This is a genomic window from Nitrospirota bacterium, assembly GCA_040757335.1.
Taxonomy (GTDB): domain Bacteria; phylum Nitrospirota; class Nitrospiria; order 2-01-FULL-66-17; family 2-01-FULL-66-17; genus JBFLXB01.
Window position 1 is genome coordinate 1 of record JBFLXB010000027.1, and the last position, 15,156, is coordinate 15,156.

The 15,156-nt window shown below is 66.9% G+C and carries 11 protein-coding genes; all 11 read left to right on the plus strand.

The window, feature by feature from the left end; all coding sequences use genetic code 11:
- Positions 1–41 precede the first annotated feature (41 nt).
- The 11 genes from AB1451_13075 (at position 42) to AB1451_13125 (ending at position 15,126) form a co-directional block, all read left to right on the plus strand.
- The gene (locus AB1451_13075; protein ID MEW6683833.1) at positions 42–6,203 is read left to right on the plus strand and encodes an invasin domain 3-containing protein; all 6,162 of its coding nucleotides are present in this window, start codon (positions 42–44) and stop codon (positions 6,201–6,203) included.
- A complete protein-coding gene (locus AB1451_13080) occupies positions 6,194–7,930 on the plus strand; it encodes a hypothetical protein (GenBank protein MEW6683834.1) in 1,737 nt (578 codons plus the stop codon). The genes AB1451_13075 and AB1451_13080 overlap by 10 nt, the downstream gene beginning before the upstream one ends.
- Before the next feature lies 1 nt (position 7,931).
- Positions 7,932–9,383: a diguanylate cyclase gene (locus AB1451_13085; protein ID MEW6683835.1), complete on the plus strand. Its 1,452-nt coding sequence runs from the start codon at positions 7,932–7,934 to the stop codon at positions 9,381–9,383.
- 91 nt (positions 9,384–9,474) lie between these two features.
- Positions 9,475–10,179, plus strand: coding sequence for a 7-cyano-7-deazaguanine synthase QueC (gene queC, locus AB1451_13090; protein MEW6683836.1), 705 nt, complete (start codon positions 9,475–9,477; stop codon positions 10,177–10,179).
- The gene (gene folE / locus AB1451_13095; GenBank protein MEW6683837.1) at positions 10,176–10,844 is read left to right on the plus strand and encodes a GTP cyclohydrolase I FolE; all 669 of its coding nucleotides are present in this window, start codon (positions 10,176–10,178) and stop codon (positions 10,842–10,844) included. Before queC ends, folE begins: the two co-directional genes overlap by 4 nt.
- Positions 10,841–11,215, plus strand: a complete 375-nt coding sequence (gene folB, locus AB1451_13100; protein MEW6683838.1) for a dihydroneopterin aldolase — start codon at positions 10,841–10,843, stop codon at positions 11,213–11,215. The genes folE and folB overlap by 4 nt, the downstream gene beginning before the upstream one ends.
- A 10-nt stretch (positions 11,216–11,225) precedes the next feature.
- The gene (gene msrA / locus AB1451_13105) at positions 11,226–11,882 is read left to right on the plus strand and encodes a peptide-methionine (S)-S-oxide reductase MsrA (protein MEW6683839.1); all 657 of its coding nucleotides are present in this window, start codon (positions 11,226–11,228) and stop codon (positions 11,880–11,882) included.
- A 149-nt stretch (positions 11,883–12,031) separates the two neighbouring features.
- A complete protein-coding gene (locus AB1451_13110) occupies positions 12,032–13,063 on the plus strand; it encodes an ATP-binding cassette domain-containing protein (GenBank protein MEW6683840.1) in 1,032 nt (343 codons plus the stop codon).
- On the plus strand, positions 13,056–13,823 hold the full coding sequence (locus AB1451_13115) for an ABC transporter permease (protein MEW6683841.1): 768 nt from the start codon (positions 13,056–13,058) through the stop codon (positions 13,821–13,823). Before AB1451_13110 ends, AB1451_13115 begins: the two co-directional genes overlap by 8 nt.
- A 120-nt stretch (positions 13,824–13,943) precedes the next feature.
- Positions 13,944–14,396 (plus strand): EVE domain-containing protein, encoded by a 453-nt coding sequence (locus AB1451_13120; GenBank protein MEW6683842.1) that lies wholly within the window; start codon positions 13,944–13,946, stop codon positions 14,394–14,396.
- Position 14,397: 1 nt separating this feature from the next.
- Positions 14,398–15,126, plus strand: a complete 729-nt coding sequence (locus AB1451_13125) for a DUF1499 domain-containing protein (protein MEW6683843.1) — start codon at positions 14,398–14,400, stop codon at positions 15,124–15,126.
- The last annotated feature ends 30 nt before the right edge of the window (positions 15,127–15,156 follow it).

The window sequence follows — 15,156 nt, forward strand, 5'->3', positions numbered from 1 at the left end:
GGACGGGGAGCGCGGCGCAAATCATCTGGGCAGGCACCGGGGTGACGGATACCGGGACCACGGGGACCTTGGCCGCGGGCAACTTCAGCAATGGCCTCGCTACCGTGACGCTGACCGATCAGGTGGCGGAAGGGCCGGTGACCGTGACGGTGACCGATGCGGTCACAGGCACGACCGGCACCACCAATGACGCGGCGCATCCGCCGACCACGAACGTGACGTGGACGGTGGGCGCGGTCTCCGCGACCACGTCCACGGTGACGGCGAGCCCGGGCACGGTGGCGGCCGACGGGGTGGCGACATCGACGATCACGGTGACCTTGCGGGACGCGAATGGGAACCCGGTGAGCGGCAAGGCGGTGAGCCTGGCCTCCTCGCGGGGGGCGACGGACACGCTGGTGCAGCCCGCGGCGGTGACCAATGCGGCGGGGCAGACCACGGGGACCGTGCGCTCCACCACGGCGGGGACCAGTACGCTCACGGCCACGGACACCACGGATAGTGTCACGCTGACGCAGACCGCGGCCGTGACGTTTACCGCGGGGGCGGTGTCGGCCACGGTGTCGACCGTGACGGCGAGTCCGAGCACGGTGGTGGCGGACGGGACGACCACGGCGACGATCACGGTGACGCTGCGCGATGCGAACAACAACCCGGTGGGCGGCAAGACCGTGATCTTGGTCTCCTCGCGGGGCGCGACCGATACGATCGTGCAGCCGGCCACGGTCACGGATGCCAACGGGCAGACCACCGGGACCGTGCGCTCCACCACGACAGGCACCGCAACGATAACCGCGACAGACTCCACCGACGCGATCACGGTGACTCAGACCGCGAGCGTGACGTTTACGGCGGAGGCAGTGTCGGCGAGCGCCTCCACGGTGACAGCGAGCCCGAGCACGGTGACGGCGGACGGGACGACCACGGCGACGATCACGGTGACGTTGCGCGATGCGAACAACAACCCGGTGGCGGGCAAGAGCGTGACCTTGGCGTCGTCGCGGGGCGCGACCGACACGATCGGGCAGCCGGCCACGGTCACGGATGCCAATGGGCAGACCACGGGGACGGTGCGGTCGAGCACGGCGGGAACCAGCACGCTGACGGCGACCGATACCACCGATACCATCACGCTCACGCAGACCGCCGCGGTCACGTTTGCGCCGGGGGCAGTGGCGCACTTCCGGGTCGCGGCCAGTCCGACGAGCCTCTCGGTGAGCACCCCCACCTCGGTGACGATCACCGCGCACGACGGCAATCACAACGTGGTGACGACCTACAGCAATCCCAACGGGCTGACCCTGACCCAGACCGGGACGGGCACCGCGGCACAGATCCTCTGGGGCGGCACCGGGGTGACCGATACCGGGACCACGGGGACCTTGGCCGCGGGCAACTTCAGCAACGGGAGCGCCACGGTCACGCTGACCAACCAGCAGGCCGAAGGCCCGGTGACCATCACGGTGACCGACGCGGTGGCAGGCACGACCGGCAGCACCAATGATGCGGCGCACCCGCCGACGTCGAACGTGACGTGGACCGTGGGGGGCGTGTCCGCGACGACCTCCACGGTGACGGCGAGCCCGAGCACGGTGGAGGCGGACGGGACGACCACGGCGACGATCACGGTGACGTTGCGCGATGCGAACAACAACCCGGTGGCGGGCAAGAGCGTGACCTTGGCCTCCTCGCGGGGTGCGACGGATACGATCGTGCAGCCGGCCACGGTCACGGATGCCAATGGCCAGACCACCGGGACCGTGCGGTCGAGCACGGCGGGGAGCAGCACGCTGACCGCGACCGATACCACGGATACCATCACCATCACGCAGACCGCCGCCGTGACGTTTACGGCCGGGGCGGTCTCGGCGACGGCCTCGAGCGTGGTGGCGGCGCCGGGCACGGTGACGGCGGACGGGGTGGCGACCGCCACCATTACGGTGACGTTGCGCGATGCGAACAACAACCCGGTGGCGGGCAAGAGCGTGAGCTTGGCGTCCTCGCGGGGCGCGACCGACACGATCGGGCAGCCGGCCACGGTCACGGATGCCAATGGGCAGACCACCGGGACCGTGCGGTCGAGCACGGCGGGGACGGCGACGCTGACCGCGACCGATACCACGGATACCATCACCCTGACGCAAACCGCCACGGTGAGCTTTGCCATTGGCGCGGTGTCGGCCACGACCTCGACGGTGACGGCGAGCCCGAGCACGGTGGTGGCGGACGGCACGACCACGGCGACGATCACCGTGACGCTGCGGGATGCGAACAACAACCCGGTGGCGGGCAAGAGCGTGAGCTTGGCGTCGTCGCGGGGCGCGACCGACACGATCGGGCAGCCGGCCGCGGTCACGGATGCCAGCGGCCAGACCACCGGGACCGTGCGGTCGAGCACGGCGGGGACGGCGACGCTGACCGCGACCGATACCACGGATACGATTACCCTCACGCCCACCGCCTCGGTGACGTTTGCGCCGGGGGCAGTGGCCCACTTGCTGGTGCGGGCGGCGCCGACGACCTTGACCGCCGGCAGTGTGACGGCGGTGACGATCACGGCGCACGACAGCAATCACAACGTGGTGACCACGTATAGCAATCCCAACGGGCTGACCCTGACGCAGAACGGGACGGGGAGCGCGGCGCAAATCATCTGGGCAGGCACCGGGGTGACGGATACCGGGACCACGGGGACCTTGGCCGCGGGCAACTTCAGCAATGGCCTCGCTACCGTGACGCTGACCGATCAGGTGGCCGAAGGGCCGGTGACCATCACGGCGACCGACGCGGTGGCAGGCACGACCGGCAGCACCACTGATGCGGCGCATCCGCCGACCACGAACGTGACGTGGACGGCAGGGGGCGTGTCCGCCAGCACCTCCACGGTGACGGCGAGCCCGAGCACGGTGGCGGCGGACGGGACAACCACGGCGACGCTGACCGTGACGTTGCGGGACGGCAATGGCAACCCGGTCAGCGGGAAGACCGTGACATTGGTTTCCTCGCGGGGTGCGACCGACACAATCGTGCAACCCGCAGCCGTGACCAATGCGAGCGGGCAGACCACCGGGACCGTGCGCTCGAGCACGGCGGGGACCGCGACGCTGACCGCGACCGATACCACGGATGGGATCACGCTGACGCAGACCGCCGCCGTGACGTTTACGGCGGGGGCGGTGTCGGCAACCGTCTCGAGCGTGGTGGCGGCGCCGGGCACGGTGACAGCGGACGGGGTGGCGACGGCGACCATCACGGTGACGTTGCGGGATGCGAACAACAACCCGGTGGCGGGCAAGAGCGTGAGCCTGGCGTCGTCCCGGGGCGCGACCGACACGATCACGCAGCCCACGGCGGTGACCGACGCGAGCGGGCAGACCACCGGGACCGTGCGCTCGAGCACGGCGGGGACGGCGACGCTGACCGCGACCGATACCACGGATACCATTACCATCACGCAAACCGCCACCGTGACGTTTACGGTGGGGGCAGTCTCCGCGACGACCTCGACCGTGAGTGCGAGCCCGGCGACGGTCACCGCGGACGGGGTGGCGACCTCGACGATCACGGTGACGCTGCGGGATGCGAACAACAACCCGGTGGCGGGCAAGAGCGTGACCCTCGCGTCGTCCCGGGGCGCGACCGACACGATCGGGCAGCCGGCGACGGTCACGGATGCCAATGGGCAGACCACCGGGACCGTGCGTTCGAGCACGGCAGGCACGAGTACGATGACCGCGATCGATACCAGCGATGCGATCACGCTCACGCAGACCGCGGCCGTGACGTTTACGGCCGGGGCGGTGTCGGCGACCGTTTCGAGCGCGGTGGCGGCGCCGGGCACCGTGACGGCGGACGGAGTGGCGACGTCCACGATCACGGTGACGTTGCGGGACGCCAATGGCAACCCGGTCAGCGGCAAGAGCGTGACCTTGGCCTCCTCGCGGGGCGCGACCGATACGATCACGCAGCCCACGGCGGTGACCGACGCGAGCGGGCAGACCACCGGGACCGTGCGCTCGACCACGGCGGGGACCGCAACGCTGACCGCGACCGATACCACGGATACGATTACCCTCACGCCCACGGCTTCGGTGACGTTTGCGACCGGGGCGGTCTCCGCGACCACTTCCACGGTGACGGCCAGCCCCCCCACGGTGGTGGCGGACGGCACGACCACGGCGACGATTACGGTGACCCTGCGCGATGCCAACAACAACCCAGTGAGCGGGAAGACGGTGACCTTGGCCTCCTCGCGGGGCGCGACGGATACCATTGTGCAGCCCGCGACCGCGACCGACGCGAACGGGCAGACCACGGGGACGGTGCGCTCCACCACAGCGGGGAGCAGCACGCTGACCGCGACCGATACCACCGATACGATCACGCTGACGCAAACCGCGGGCGTGACGTTCACGGTAGGGGCGGTGTCGGCCGCCACGTCCTTGGTGACGGCGAGCCCGAGCACGGTGGTGGCGGACGGGACGACCACGGCGACGATCACCGTGACGCTGCGCGATGCGAACAACAACCCGGTAAGCGGCAAGACCGTGACGCTGGCCTCCTCGCGCGGGGCGACGGACACGGTGGTGCAGCCGGCCACGGCGACCGACGCGAGCGGGCAGACGACCGGGACCGTACGGTCCACCACGACGGGGACGAGCACGCTCACCGCCACGGATACCACCGACTCCATCGTCGTCACCCAGACGGCAACGGTGACGTTCGCGGCAGCGGCTGCGGGCCACTTTGTGGTCAGCGCCAGCCCGACGACGCTGACCGCGGGTTCTCCCACGACCATCACGATTACCGCCCACGACAGCAACCACAACATCGTGACCAGCTACGCCAACCCCAACGGGTTGACCCTCAGCCAGAACGGCACGGGGAGCGCCGCGCAGATTGTCTGGGGTGGGGCAGGGGTGACGGATGGCGGGACCACCGGGACCCTGGCGGCGGGGAACTTCACCAACGGTGTGGCCACCGTGACGCTGGCGGATCAGCGAGCGGAAGGGCCGGTGACGATCACCGTGACGGATCCTGTGACCGGCGCGGCGGGGAACAGCAATGACAACGTGCATCCGCCCACGTCGAACGTGACATGGGCGGCAGGCCCGGTGTCGGCAGCGCTCTCGACCGTCACCGCGAGCCCGACCACGGTGACGGCGGATGGCGTGGCGACTTCGACGATCACGGTCACCCTTCTCGACGCGTACAGCAACCCGGTCGGCGGCAAGGCGGTGACCCTCGCCTCCTCCCGGGGCGCGAGCGATACGATGACGCAGCCGTCGGCGGTTACCGGCTCCAACGGTGTGACGACGGGGACCGTGCGGTCGACCACCGCGGGCGCTAGCGTCATCACGGCGACCGATGCGGCCGACGGGATCGTGGTGACCCAGACCGCGACCGTCAACTTTGTCGCTCCCAATCCGCCGACCGGACTCCTGGCGACGGATCGCCCCGGCGACGCCGGGAACGCCATCGACTTGACCTGGGTCCCGTCGACGAGCTCGACCGCGACGAGTCAGCGGGTGTATCGGAGCCTGGCGAGCGGGGGGCCGTACACGCTCGTCACGAGCTTCACCAATAACACCACGTCGAGTTATACCGATGACAACGGCGGGACGGGCCTGACCAACGGGGTGACGTACTTCTACGTGGTGCGAGCGGCCAACAGCGCGGGGGTTGAGTCTGCCAATTCGAACGTCGCCAGCGCGGTGCCGCTTGGGCCTCGCAAGCTCTCACAGGAGGGGCCGGACCAGCCGGCGACGACGATCACCAGCCCCGATCTGGTGGGACGATCCGGGGTGGTGGTCTTGTGGGAGCTCGAGACCCAGGTCGGTGACCCCAACGCCGCCCGGACCCTGGCCGCGGGCGCGACGTTCACGGTCATCCTCTACCAGCAGCGCACAGGAACCGACGGCACCCTAGTCCCATACGCCGCGGTGTACCGCAACACGCCGACCGCGTCCAACCTCATTTGCAGCGCGACCGGATCAACGCCGCTCACCAGCACGCTGACCGCGTACACGCTGACCTGCCCGGTCGGCGCAGCCGGGCTGACCCTGGTGCCGGCCGATCGCCTGTATCTAGAGGTCGGGGTCCAGATCGGAACCGCGCCCACCACGTCGGCAACCGTGTCGCTCGGCGTGGAAGGGACGCTCGACGGGTTCAATGATTCCAGGATGGTGGTGCCATGGCCGTAGCCGCGGCCGCGCGTCGGTTGACAGGTCCGCCACCCGCCGCTAGGCTTCAATCAACCCCCACATCCCTGTGGGATGTGGGACGGTGGCGACGGGCTGCTGTCGGTGTGGGGCTCGCGGTGATCCTGGGAGGGCTCGTCGGATGTGGGGATAAGAATGGGGGCGGGAACGGGATTGGAAACGGGACGGTGGATGAAAACGGCCCCTCGGAGTCGCCGGTACCGGTCGTGGCGGTCTTCCCCTCTCAGGTCACGGTTGCCAAGGGACAAACCGTCACGTTTGCGGCCACCGTGGACGGCTCGGCGGGCCCGGTGGTGTGGTCGGTTGAGGGCGGAGCCGCTCAGGGGACGGTGGATTCGCTCGGGACGTACACCGCACCGCCGACCGTCTCCGACCAGCCTGTGATCGTTCGAGCGACCAGCGCAAGCGATTCACGGGGGACCGCGACCGCGTCCGTGCGGCTCGTCGTGGGCGGGGCCCTGACGGTGAACCAGAATCAGGCTCTCAGTCCAGCGGGTACGCGGGCCAACACGTTCTCCGGCGGACAACGCAGCGTCGCGGTGTTCGGATCGACGGTGTATCTGGTCTGGAACGATGACCGGGAGGGCCAGGGCAATGAGGACGTGTACCTCGCGGTAAGCCGTGACCGCGGCCAGACCTTCACGGGTCCGGCCCTGCGAGTCAACGACGACAATGGAACCGCCCCCCAGCGGGCTCCCTCGGTGGCGGTCGATGGGATGGGTCGCGCAGTCATCGCGTGGCTCGACGGACGGCATGATCCCACGCCCAATGATGCGGAGTTGTTGTTCGACGTGTACATCGCGACCGTCAACGCCAGCGGCAGCGGGCCGGTCACGGTGGGCGGCAACCAGCGCGTCACCATCGCGGGAACGCCCGAAGAGCGCGATCCGTCGGTCGCGCTGGCACTCGCCCCATCCGGGAATCTCTACCTGGCGTGGGGGGACGGCTCCGGCGGGGACACCGATATCTTGGTGGCGAAGGGTACGCGGAATGCGAGTGGCGGATTCGATATCGCGCAGCCGCCAACCCGTGCCAACGACAACACGTTCTCGGATCAGTCGCGCCCGACAGTGGCCGTCGACGCTGCCGAGAGCCTCCTGGTGGCGTGGAACGATCGCCGATCCGGAGACCAAGATGTGTACTGGCGGCGGGGGCGGTTTCTGCCAGCAGGTGGGGTGGCGTGGACCACATCGCCAGAGGTTCGAGTCAACCTGGGGGTTGACGGCGATCAAACCTCGCCCAGCGTCGCGTGGAGTCAGGACGGCGGCGCTCATATCGCGTGGAGCCAGCAGAAGGGTCTGCTGGGCCGTCGCCGCCTGTTCTTTGCCACGAGCCTGCAGGAGAACCTCGCCGTCGCATCCAACCGCGAAGTGATCGATTCGACGACCGTTGCCGACCAGAACTTCCCCAGCCTGGCGGTCGATGGCGCCGAGGTCACGATTGCCTTCGCCGACAATCGGAAATGCACGGGAGACCCCCAGACTCCCTGCCCGGAAGATCCGAACGGCACCGGGCCCACGGATGTCTACGTCGTGCGGAGCCTCGACGGCGGCGCGACGTTCTTCCCGAGCGTACGGCTCAACAATGATCAGACCTCGAGCCCGCACGGCCGCCCGTCGGTGGCGCTCGATGACGTGGGCCGAGCGTACGCGATCTGGACCGATGACCGGAACGGGTCGTCGCAGGCGTTCATGACGCGGGCGGAGTGACATGTCTCGCGCGGGGTTGACCTGGGTGCGCGAGATGACGCTGCGGAGCAAGCTGGTCGCGGCGTTCGCCACGTGGACCATCTTCGTTCTGCTGCTCACGGCCGGGTACGTGGTGATACGGTTCGGCGCGTTGACCGAAGGGTTGTCCCCTGCGCGGCTGATGCAAAGCCAAGACGTTCTGGGGGCCCTGTTGTGGCTGGCGGGCGCCCTGTCGGTGGCCACCGTGATCTTTTCGGTGGTGGTCGCCCGCTATATTCTGCACCCCGTGGCCGCGCTGGCGCGGGCGGTCCGGGAGACCAAACCGGGCGCGGCGCACATCCCCTTGCCCCCGGTGGTGACCCGCGACCGCGACTTGTGGGAGCTGACGCAGGCGTTCGACCAGATGGCCTACGCGCTCGGCGAACGCGATGCCGCGCTTCAACAGACGCTGAGGGAACGCGAGCGACAACTCAATGAACTGGGCATGATCTCCCGGTTCGTGGAAGGGTGCGCCCAATTCCAGGACGGGGATGAGCTGTACCGGCACCTCACGACGCATATCGCCCAGGCGGTGAACGCCGAGGTCTGTTTCATCTTGCGGTATGAGAAGAACTCAAACGAGATGGTCGCGCAGATCCCAGGTTTCGGCCTTGGCGACGAGCAACTCATCGCGATCAAGTACCAGGTGACGCCGGAGATCCGGTCGGCGTGGGACTTCAAAACCCAAGGCGCCCTGTTGTGCAACGATCCTCAGTCGGACCAGCGGATCGTCCGCGAACTCATCCGCCCGCTAGGATTTTACAACCTCATCGTGGTGCCGTTCTATTTCCAGCAACGCGTCACTGGGCTCATCGTGGTGGCGAACAAGCCGCGGTGGCTGACGCATGAAGACGCGAGGTTGCTGTCGGTGTTCGCCAATCATACGTCGATCGCCGTGGCCAACCAGAGTTATTATCAAGAAATCCAACAACTCGCGGTGCGGGACGGTCTCACCGGTTTGTACAACTACCGGCATTTCCGACAGCAGATCGAGCGGATCGTGCAACAGGCGCGTCGCTACGGCTCGCCCCTGTCGATGTTGATGATCGATCTGGACAACTTCAAGACGTACAACGACTCGTACGGCCATCTCAGGGGCGATATGATCTTGAGGGAGGTCGCCGCGTTGTTGCTGGCGCACACGCGCGCCTCGGATTTGGTGGCCCGCTACGGCGGCGAAGAATTCGCGGTGCTCTTACCTGAGACGGGTGAAGAACAGGCGCACAGCGTGGGAGAGAAGATCCGGCAGGTCGTTGAGGAGCACCCGTTCGCGCTGGCCGCCGGCGAGTTGCCGAAATCCCTGACCATCAGCGTGGGGGTGGCCTCATCCAGCGCAGAGCCGTCCGCCGACGCGCTCATCCAGAAAGCCGACATCGCCCTCTACCGCGCCAAAGAATCCGGGAAGAATCGGGTGGTCATCTCCAAGGCCGCGTAACCAGAGCTGAGTCGGTTCCACCCACTGCGGCGTTGCCTTGCCGCCCGTCACGCGGCGGTGATATACTACGGCTCCTTTTCCGTAGGAACCGATGCCGACGTCGTCGCAGACCGTGTTGTTGTTGAGCGGAGGGCTCGACTCCGCCGTGACGTTGGGGATGCTCCACGCCGAAGGGCGAACGGTGCATGCCCTCACCGTGGAGTACGGGCAACGGCACGCCGTTGAATTGGCGCGCGCGCGAGCTCTAGCCTCGCACTACGGCGTGGCCCACCGGACCGTCACCGTGGACTTACGGGCGCTGGGGGGATCCGCGTTGACCGACGAGATCGACGTGCCCAAGGATCGCCAGCCCGGCGCCGGCGGCATTCCGGCGACTTACGTTCCGGCTCGCAATACCATCCTGTTGTCGTTGGCGTTGGCCTGGGCTGAGGTGGTGAACGCAGGGGCGATCGCCATCGGGGTCAACGCCGTGGACTACTCGGGTTATCCCGACTGTCGCCCCGAGTACCTCACGGCGTTTCGGCAGCTGACGCGCCTTGCCACGCGGATGGGCGTCGAGACCGGCTCGGGCGTGGACGTGATCGCACCGTTGAGCGGACTCAATAAGGCGGAAATCATCAGACGAGGCGTGGCGCTGGGAGTGCCGTTGGCCCTCACACATAGCTGCTATGACCCGGTCGGTGATTTGGCCTGCGGCCGCTGCGACAGTTGCCGGATACGGCGCAACGGGTTTGAGGCCGCCGGAGTTCCGGATCCCACGCGGTACGCGGCGTCCCAGGCTGCGGTCGGTCTGTGAACAACCCCAAACGATCGATAGTCGGCAAGCGACCGCCAGGTGGGTCCGCGGTCAGCAGCAATGGCGAGCGTGGACCAGCCGAAAACAACGGTGAGCGCGAAGACTCGCGGCAGATCGAGGACCTGGTCTTCCGACTCCTGGCCCTTCTGGGGGAGGACCCGAGGCGGGAGGGGTTGGTGAACACCCCGGCTCGGGTGGAACGGGCTCTCAGATACTTCACGTCGGGATACCATCAAGACGTCGACGACGTGCTCAACGGCGCGCTCTTTCCTATCGAATACAACGAGATGGTCATCGTCCGCGACATCGATTTCTACTCGTTGTGCGAGCACCACCTGTTGCCGTTCTTCGGAAAGTGCCACGTCGCGTATTTGCCCAATAAGAAGATCATCGGCTTGTCCAAGCTGCCCCGACTGGTGGAGATGTTCAGTCGCCGTCTTCAAGTGCAGGAGCGGTTGACGCAACAAATCGCCGACACGATCCAGGATCGCATCGATCCATTCGGGGTCGCGGTCGTGATCGAAGGACAGCACCTCTGTACCATGATGCGGGGCGTTGAGAAACAGAACGCCCTGGCGGTGACCAGCGCGATGCTGGGCACCTTCAAGGCCGACTACAAAGCGCGGGCCGAGTTTCTCAACCTGATTCACCGCCGGCCGTCGTGACGGACCGGTTGATCGTGTCGGGTCTCGCGCTGTTCACGCATTGCGGAGTCACACCCGAAGAGCGCGCGGTGGGACAGCGCATCGTCGTGGACGTCGACATGACCGTTGAGCTCGGGGAGGCGGCTCGTCGAGGCGGTCTTGAGGCCACCGTGGACTACGCCGACCTCTGTCGGCAGGTCATCGAGGTCGGGGAGAAGGCACGGCATACCTTGTTGGAGTCCCTGGCCATAGACGTCGCCGAGGCGGTGCTCTCGAGGCCTCGAGTCCGTGAGGTGCGCGTCCGAATCATCAAACCCACCCCGCCCATCGTGCCCGCGGTCGAGGCGTTCATCGTCGAGTTGGTCCGCAGCCGGACGCGGGGAGCGGCGTAAAGGACGTTCGATGTCGTTTTGGGGAATGGAAGGAAAGCTCCGGATGCCGAAACCGGGCGAGGCGTTGCCCGGGAGGGCGGAGGCGATGCGGGTCCCGCAGAAACACTTCGTACACGGGCGGCCGCTCCAGCCGCCGTTTGCGGACGGTCTTGAAATGGCAATGTTCGGTATGGGCTGCTTCTGGGGGGCGGAGCGAAGGTTCTGGCAACTTCACGGCGTCCACACGACGGCGGTAGGGTATGCGGGCGGGTTGACGCCCAATCCCACCTACGAAGAAGTGTGTACGGGGTTGACCGGCCACAACGAGGTCGTCCGCGTGGTCTTTGATCCCGCCGTGGTCAGTTACGAGCACCTGCTCAAGGTCTTCTGGGAATCCCACGATCCGACGCAAGGCATGCGCCAGGGCAACGATGTGGGTACTCAGTACCGATCGGGTATCTACTGCTATGGGGCCATTCAACAGGCCGCGGCGCTGGCGTCGCGGGACACCTATCAGGAGGCGCTGCGGGCGGCGGGTCACGGACGGATCACCACCGAAATCGTGGACGCCCCTCCCTTCTACTACGCCGAGGCCTATCATCAACAGTACCTGGCCAAGAACCCCGGAGGGTACTGCGGACTGGGCGGCACCGGAGTATCGTGTCCGGTCGGCCTGGTTGCGGGCTGAACGCGTTCGCTCACCGCGCGCGTGGCGAACGCGCGTTCTTGACGGCATTTCGATCCATCCTTTATTCTGACTCCCATGCGAAGTCTCCCTGTCGGGGTCGGTGACGTGAGCGGGCCGCTGGCGCGGGAGTCCGCCCAAAGGCGCATGCCGTGAGTCAGCCGACCCCGCACGCCGTGGTCGACGTCAGGCGCCAGCAGTGTCCGTATCCGCTGCTCATGATCAAAAAGGCGCTCGACGGGCTGCGCGAAGGCGACGTGTTGGAGGCGCAGACCGACCATCTGCCGACCGCTCGCGAGACCACCCCGCGGTTCTGTCGCGACATGGGCTACGGCCTTCACGTCATTGAGGAACCCGGGTTGTGGCGACTCATCATCACCAAAGGCAATGAAGCTCCCAAGCCCGTGAGCCTCACGCTCGAAGGGGTTGGAAAGTCCTACCCGTCGAGCGGTGGCCGGGTGACCGCTCTGGAAGGCATCAATCTCCAGATCCCGGAGGGTGAATTTTTCTGCATCGTCGGGCCGTCGGGATGCGGGAAGTCCACGCTGTTGAACCTGATTGCGGGGCTGGAGTTTCCCGATCGCGGGGCGGTGAAGATCAAGGGACACGCGGTGACGGGCGCGGGCGCGGACCGTGTGGTGATCTTCCAGGAGGGCGCGTTGTTCCCGTGGTTGACGGTCCGACAGAACGTGGAGTTCGGACTGAAGATCAATGGGGTAGAATCCCAGGTCCGTCGAGACCTCGCGATGGATTACCTCAAAATGGTGCATCTGCCCCGCTTCGCGGACTCGCTGGTGCACGAACTCTCCGGCGGGATGCGACAACGCGTGGCCATCGCGCGCGCTCTCGCGATGGATCCCGACATCTTGCTGATGGATGAGCCGTTCGCCGCGCTCGACGCGCAAACGCGCGACCTGCTCCACGTCGAACTGCAGGAGATCTGGACCGCGACCAACAAGACGATCCTGTTCATCACCCACAACGTGCGGGAAGCGGTGTGTCTGGCCAGCCGTATCGCCGTGATGACGTACCGTCCGGGTCGCATCAAAGAGACCTTCACGCTGACCCACCACCGCCCCCGACATCTGGAGGACCCCGGTCTGATCGATATGTCGGCGCTGATTCTCAAAACCCTCCGCGCCGAGGTTGACAAAGCGGTCAAAGCCGAGCTCGGCGATGCATAATGCCCGCAACGCCGCGATCCGCGTCGGCTTCTTCGCGCTGTTGCTGGGACTGTGGGAGGCGGTAGTCTGGATCGAGATCTGGCCCGACTACCTGTTCCCTGGTCCGATCCAAGTGTTCGAGGCGCTGCGACTCGGCGTCGAGGACCTGACCTTCCTGTACGCGATTGCGACGAGTCTCCGCCGGTTTGTCATCGGATTCAGCGTGGCGCTGGCCATCGGCATCGGATTGGGGCTCGCGATCGGGAGTTTGCGCCTCGTGCGCGAAACCCTGGGACCCCTGCTCATCGGACTCCAGAGTCTGCCGAACATCGCGTGGCTCCCGATGGGATTGCTGTGGTTCGGACTCAACGACGGGGCGATCCTGTTCGTGATCGTCATGGGGGTCATCAACTCGGTGGCCATGTCCACGGCCGACGGTATCCGCAACGTGCCGCCCATCTACCGCCGCGCCGCGCGCACCATGGGCGCCCAAGGCGTCACCCTCTACCTGAACGTCGTGCTGCCCGCCGCGCTGCCGTCGATCATGACCGGGGTCAAGCTCGGTTGGACGTTCGGCTGGCACGCGTTGATCGCGGGTGAGATGTTGTTCGTGAGCCTGGGCCTGGGGCACCTGCTCGTGATGGGCCGCGAGTTGTCGGACATGGCGCAGGTGATGGCCGTCATGTTGGTCATCATTGCGATCGGTCTGGCCATGGAACGGTTGGTCTTCTCGCCGTTGGAGCATCGCGTCCGCCGTCGCTGGGGACTGGAGAGGGCGTAGGCCCATCGTCTGCATCAAGGGGCGACGTCGCGTTGACGCGTCGAAGCGGTCCTGCTATATACCAGGTCGGAACCTCGTAAAATCGGAGGACCCGTGGCTGTTGCGCGAAGGTTCTGGCTGATGAAATCGGAGCCGGACGTGTTTTCAATCGACGACCTTCGTCGCGCGCCGAACCAAACCACGTATTGGGACGGCGTCCGAAACTACCAGGCCCGCAACCTGCTTCGGGACGAGATCCGGCGCGGCGACGGCGTCTTGTTCTACCACAGCAGCGTGGAGCCTCCCGGGATCGCGGGCGAAGCCGTCGTAGCTCGCGAGGGGTACCCCGATCCTACCGCGTTCGACCCGAGCGATCCGCACTACGATCCCAAGAGTGATCCGCAACGCCCGACGTGGTTCGTGGTCGACGTACGGTTCGTCCGCGCGTGCCGGACGCTGATTCCGCTCGATCGCCTGAGAGCGATTCCCGCGCTGCGAAACATGCTGGTGGTACGGCGAGGGATACGGTTGTCGGTCCAGCCGGTCACGCCGCCCGAGTGGGACGTGATTGTGGCGCTTCCCGAGTGGGGATGACGTGAGCGAGCGAAAAACATCGTGGTTCGCACGATGGGGTTTCGTCATGGTGGTGGCGGGCGCTGCGGCCGCGGTCCTTGCCGGATGGGGCACCCGAGCCGACCTGTGGTCGTTCAGGGTCGGCTTTCTGCTCCTGCAGGGAGCGGTGATCGGGGCTGCGGCGGGAGGGTTGCTCGGTCTGATCGGTGTGTGGCGAACCCGCGGCGGTAAAAAACGAGGGAGATGGCGGGCGGTGCTGGGGGTGCTGCTCGCAGTCGTTGTCGCGGGGATCCCCGCGATGTACATGCGGAAGGCCAGCACCCTGCCCGCGATTCACGACATCACGACCGATCCGGAGAATCCCCCCGCGTTCTCGGCGGTCGCGCCGTTGCGGCGGGGCGCGCCCAACCCGGTGGAGTACGGCGGCCCCGCGGTGGCCGAGCAGCAGCGCCGCGCGTACGCCGACATCCAGCCCCTGAGGCTGGAGACTCCCCCGGCGCGCGCGTGCGACCGCGCGCTGGAAGCGGCTCGGGAGATGGGATGGGAGATCGTGGACGCGAACCCCGCGCAGGGCCGAATCGAAGCCACCGCGACGACGTTCTGGTTCGGGTTCAAGGACGACGTGGTCGTCCTCGTGTCCCCCACGGAAACCGGCAGCCGGATCGACGTCCGGTCGCTCTCGCGCGTGGGCCGCAGCGACGTCGGCACCAACGCCGCTCGGATACGAGCGTATCTTACGAAACTGTCCTAATCCGTCAGGCCTGTGGCGGCAGTAATCGAG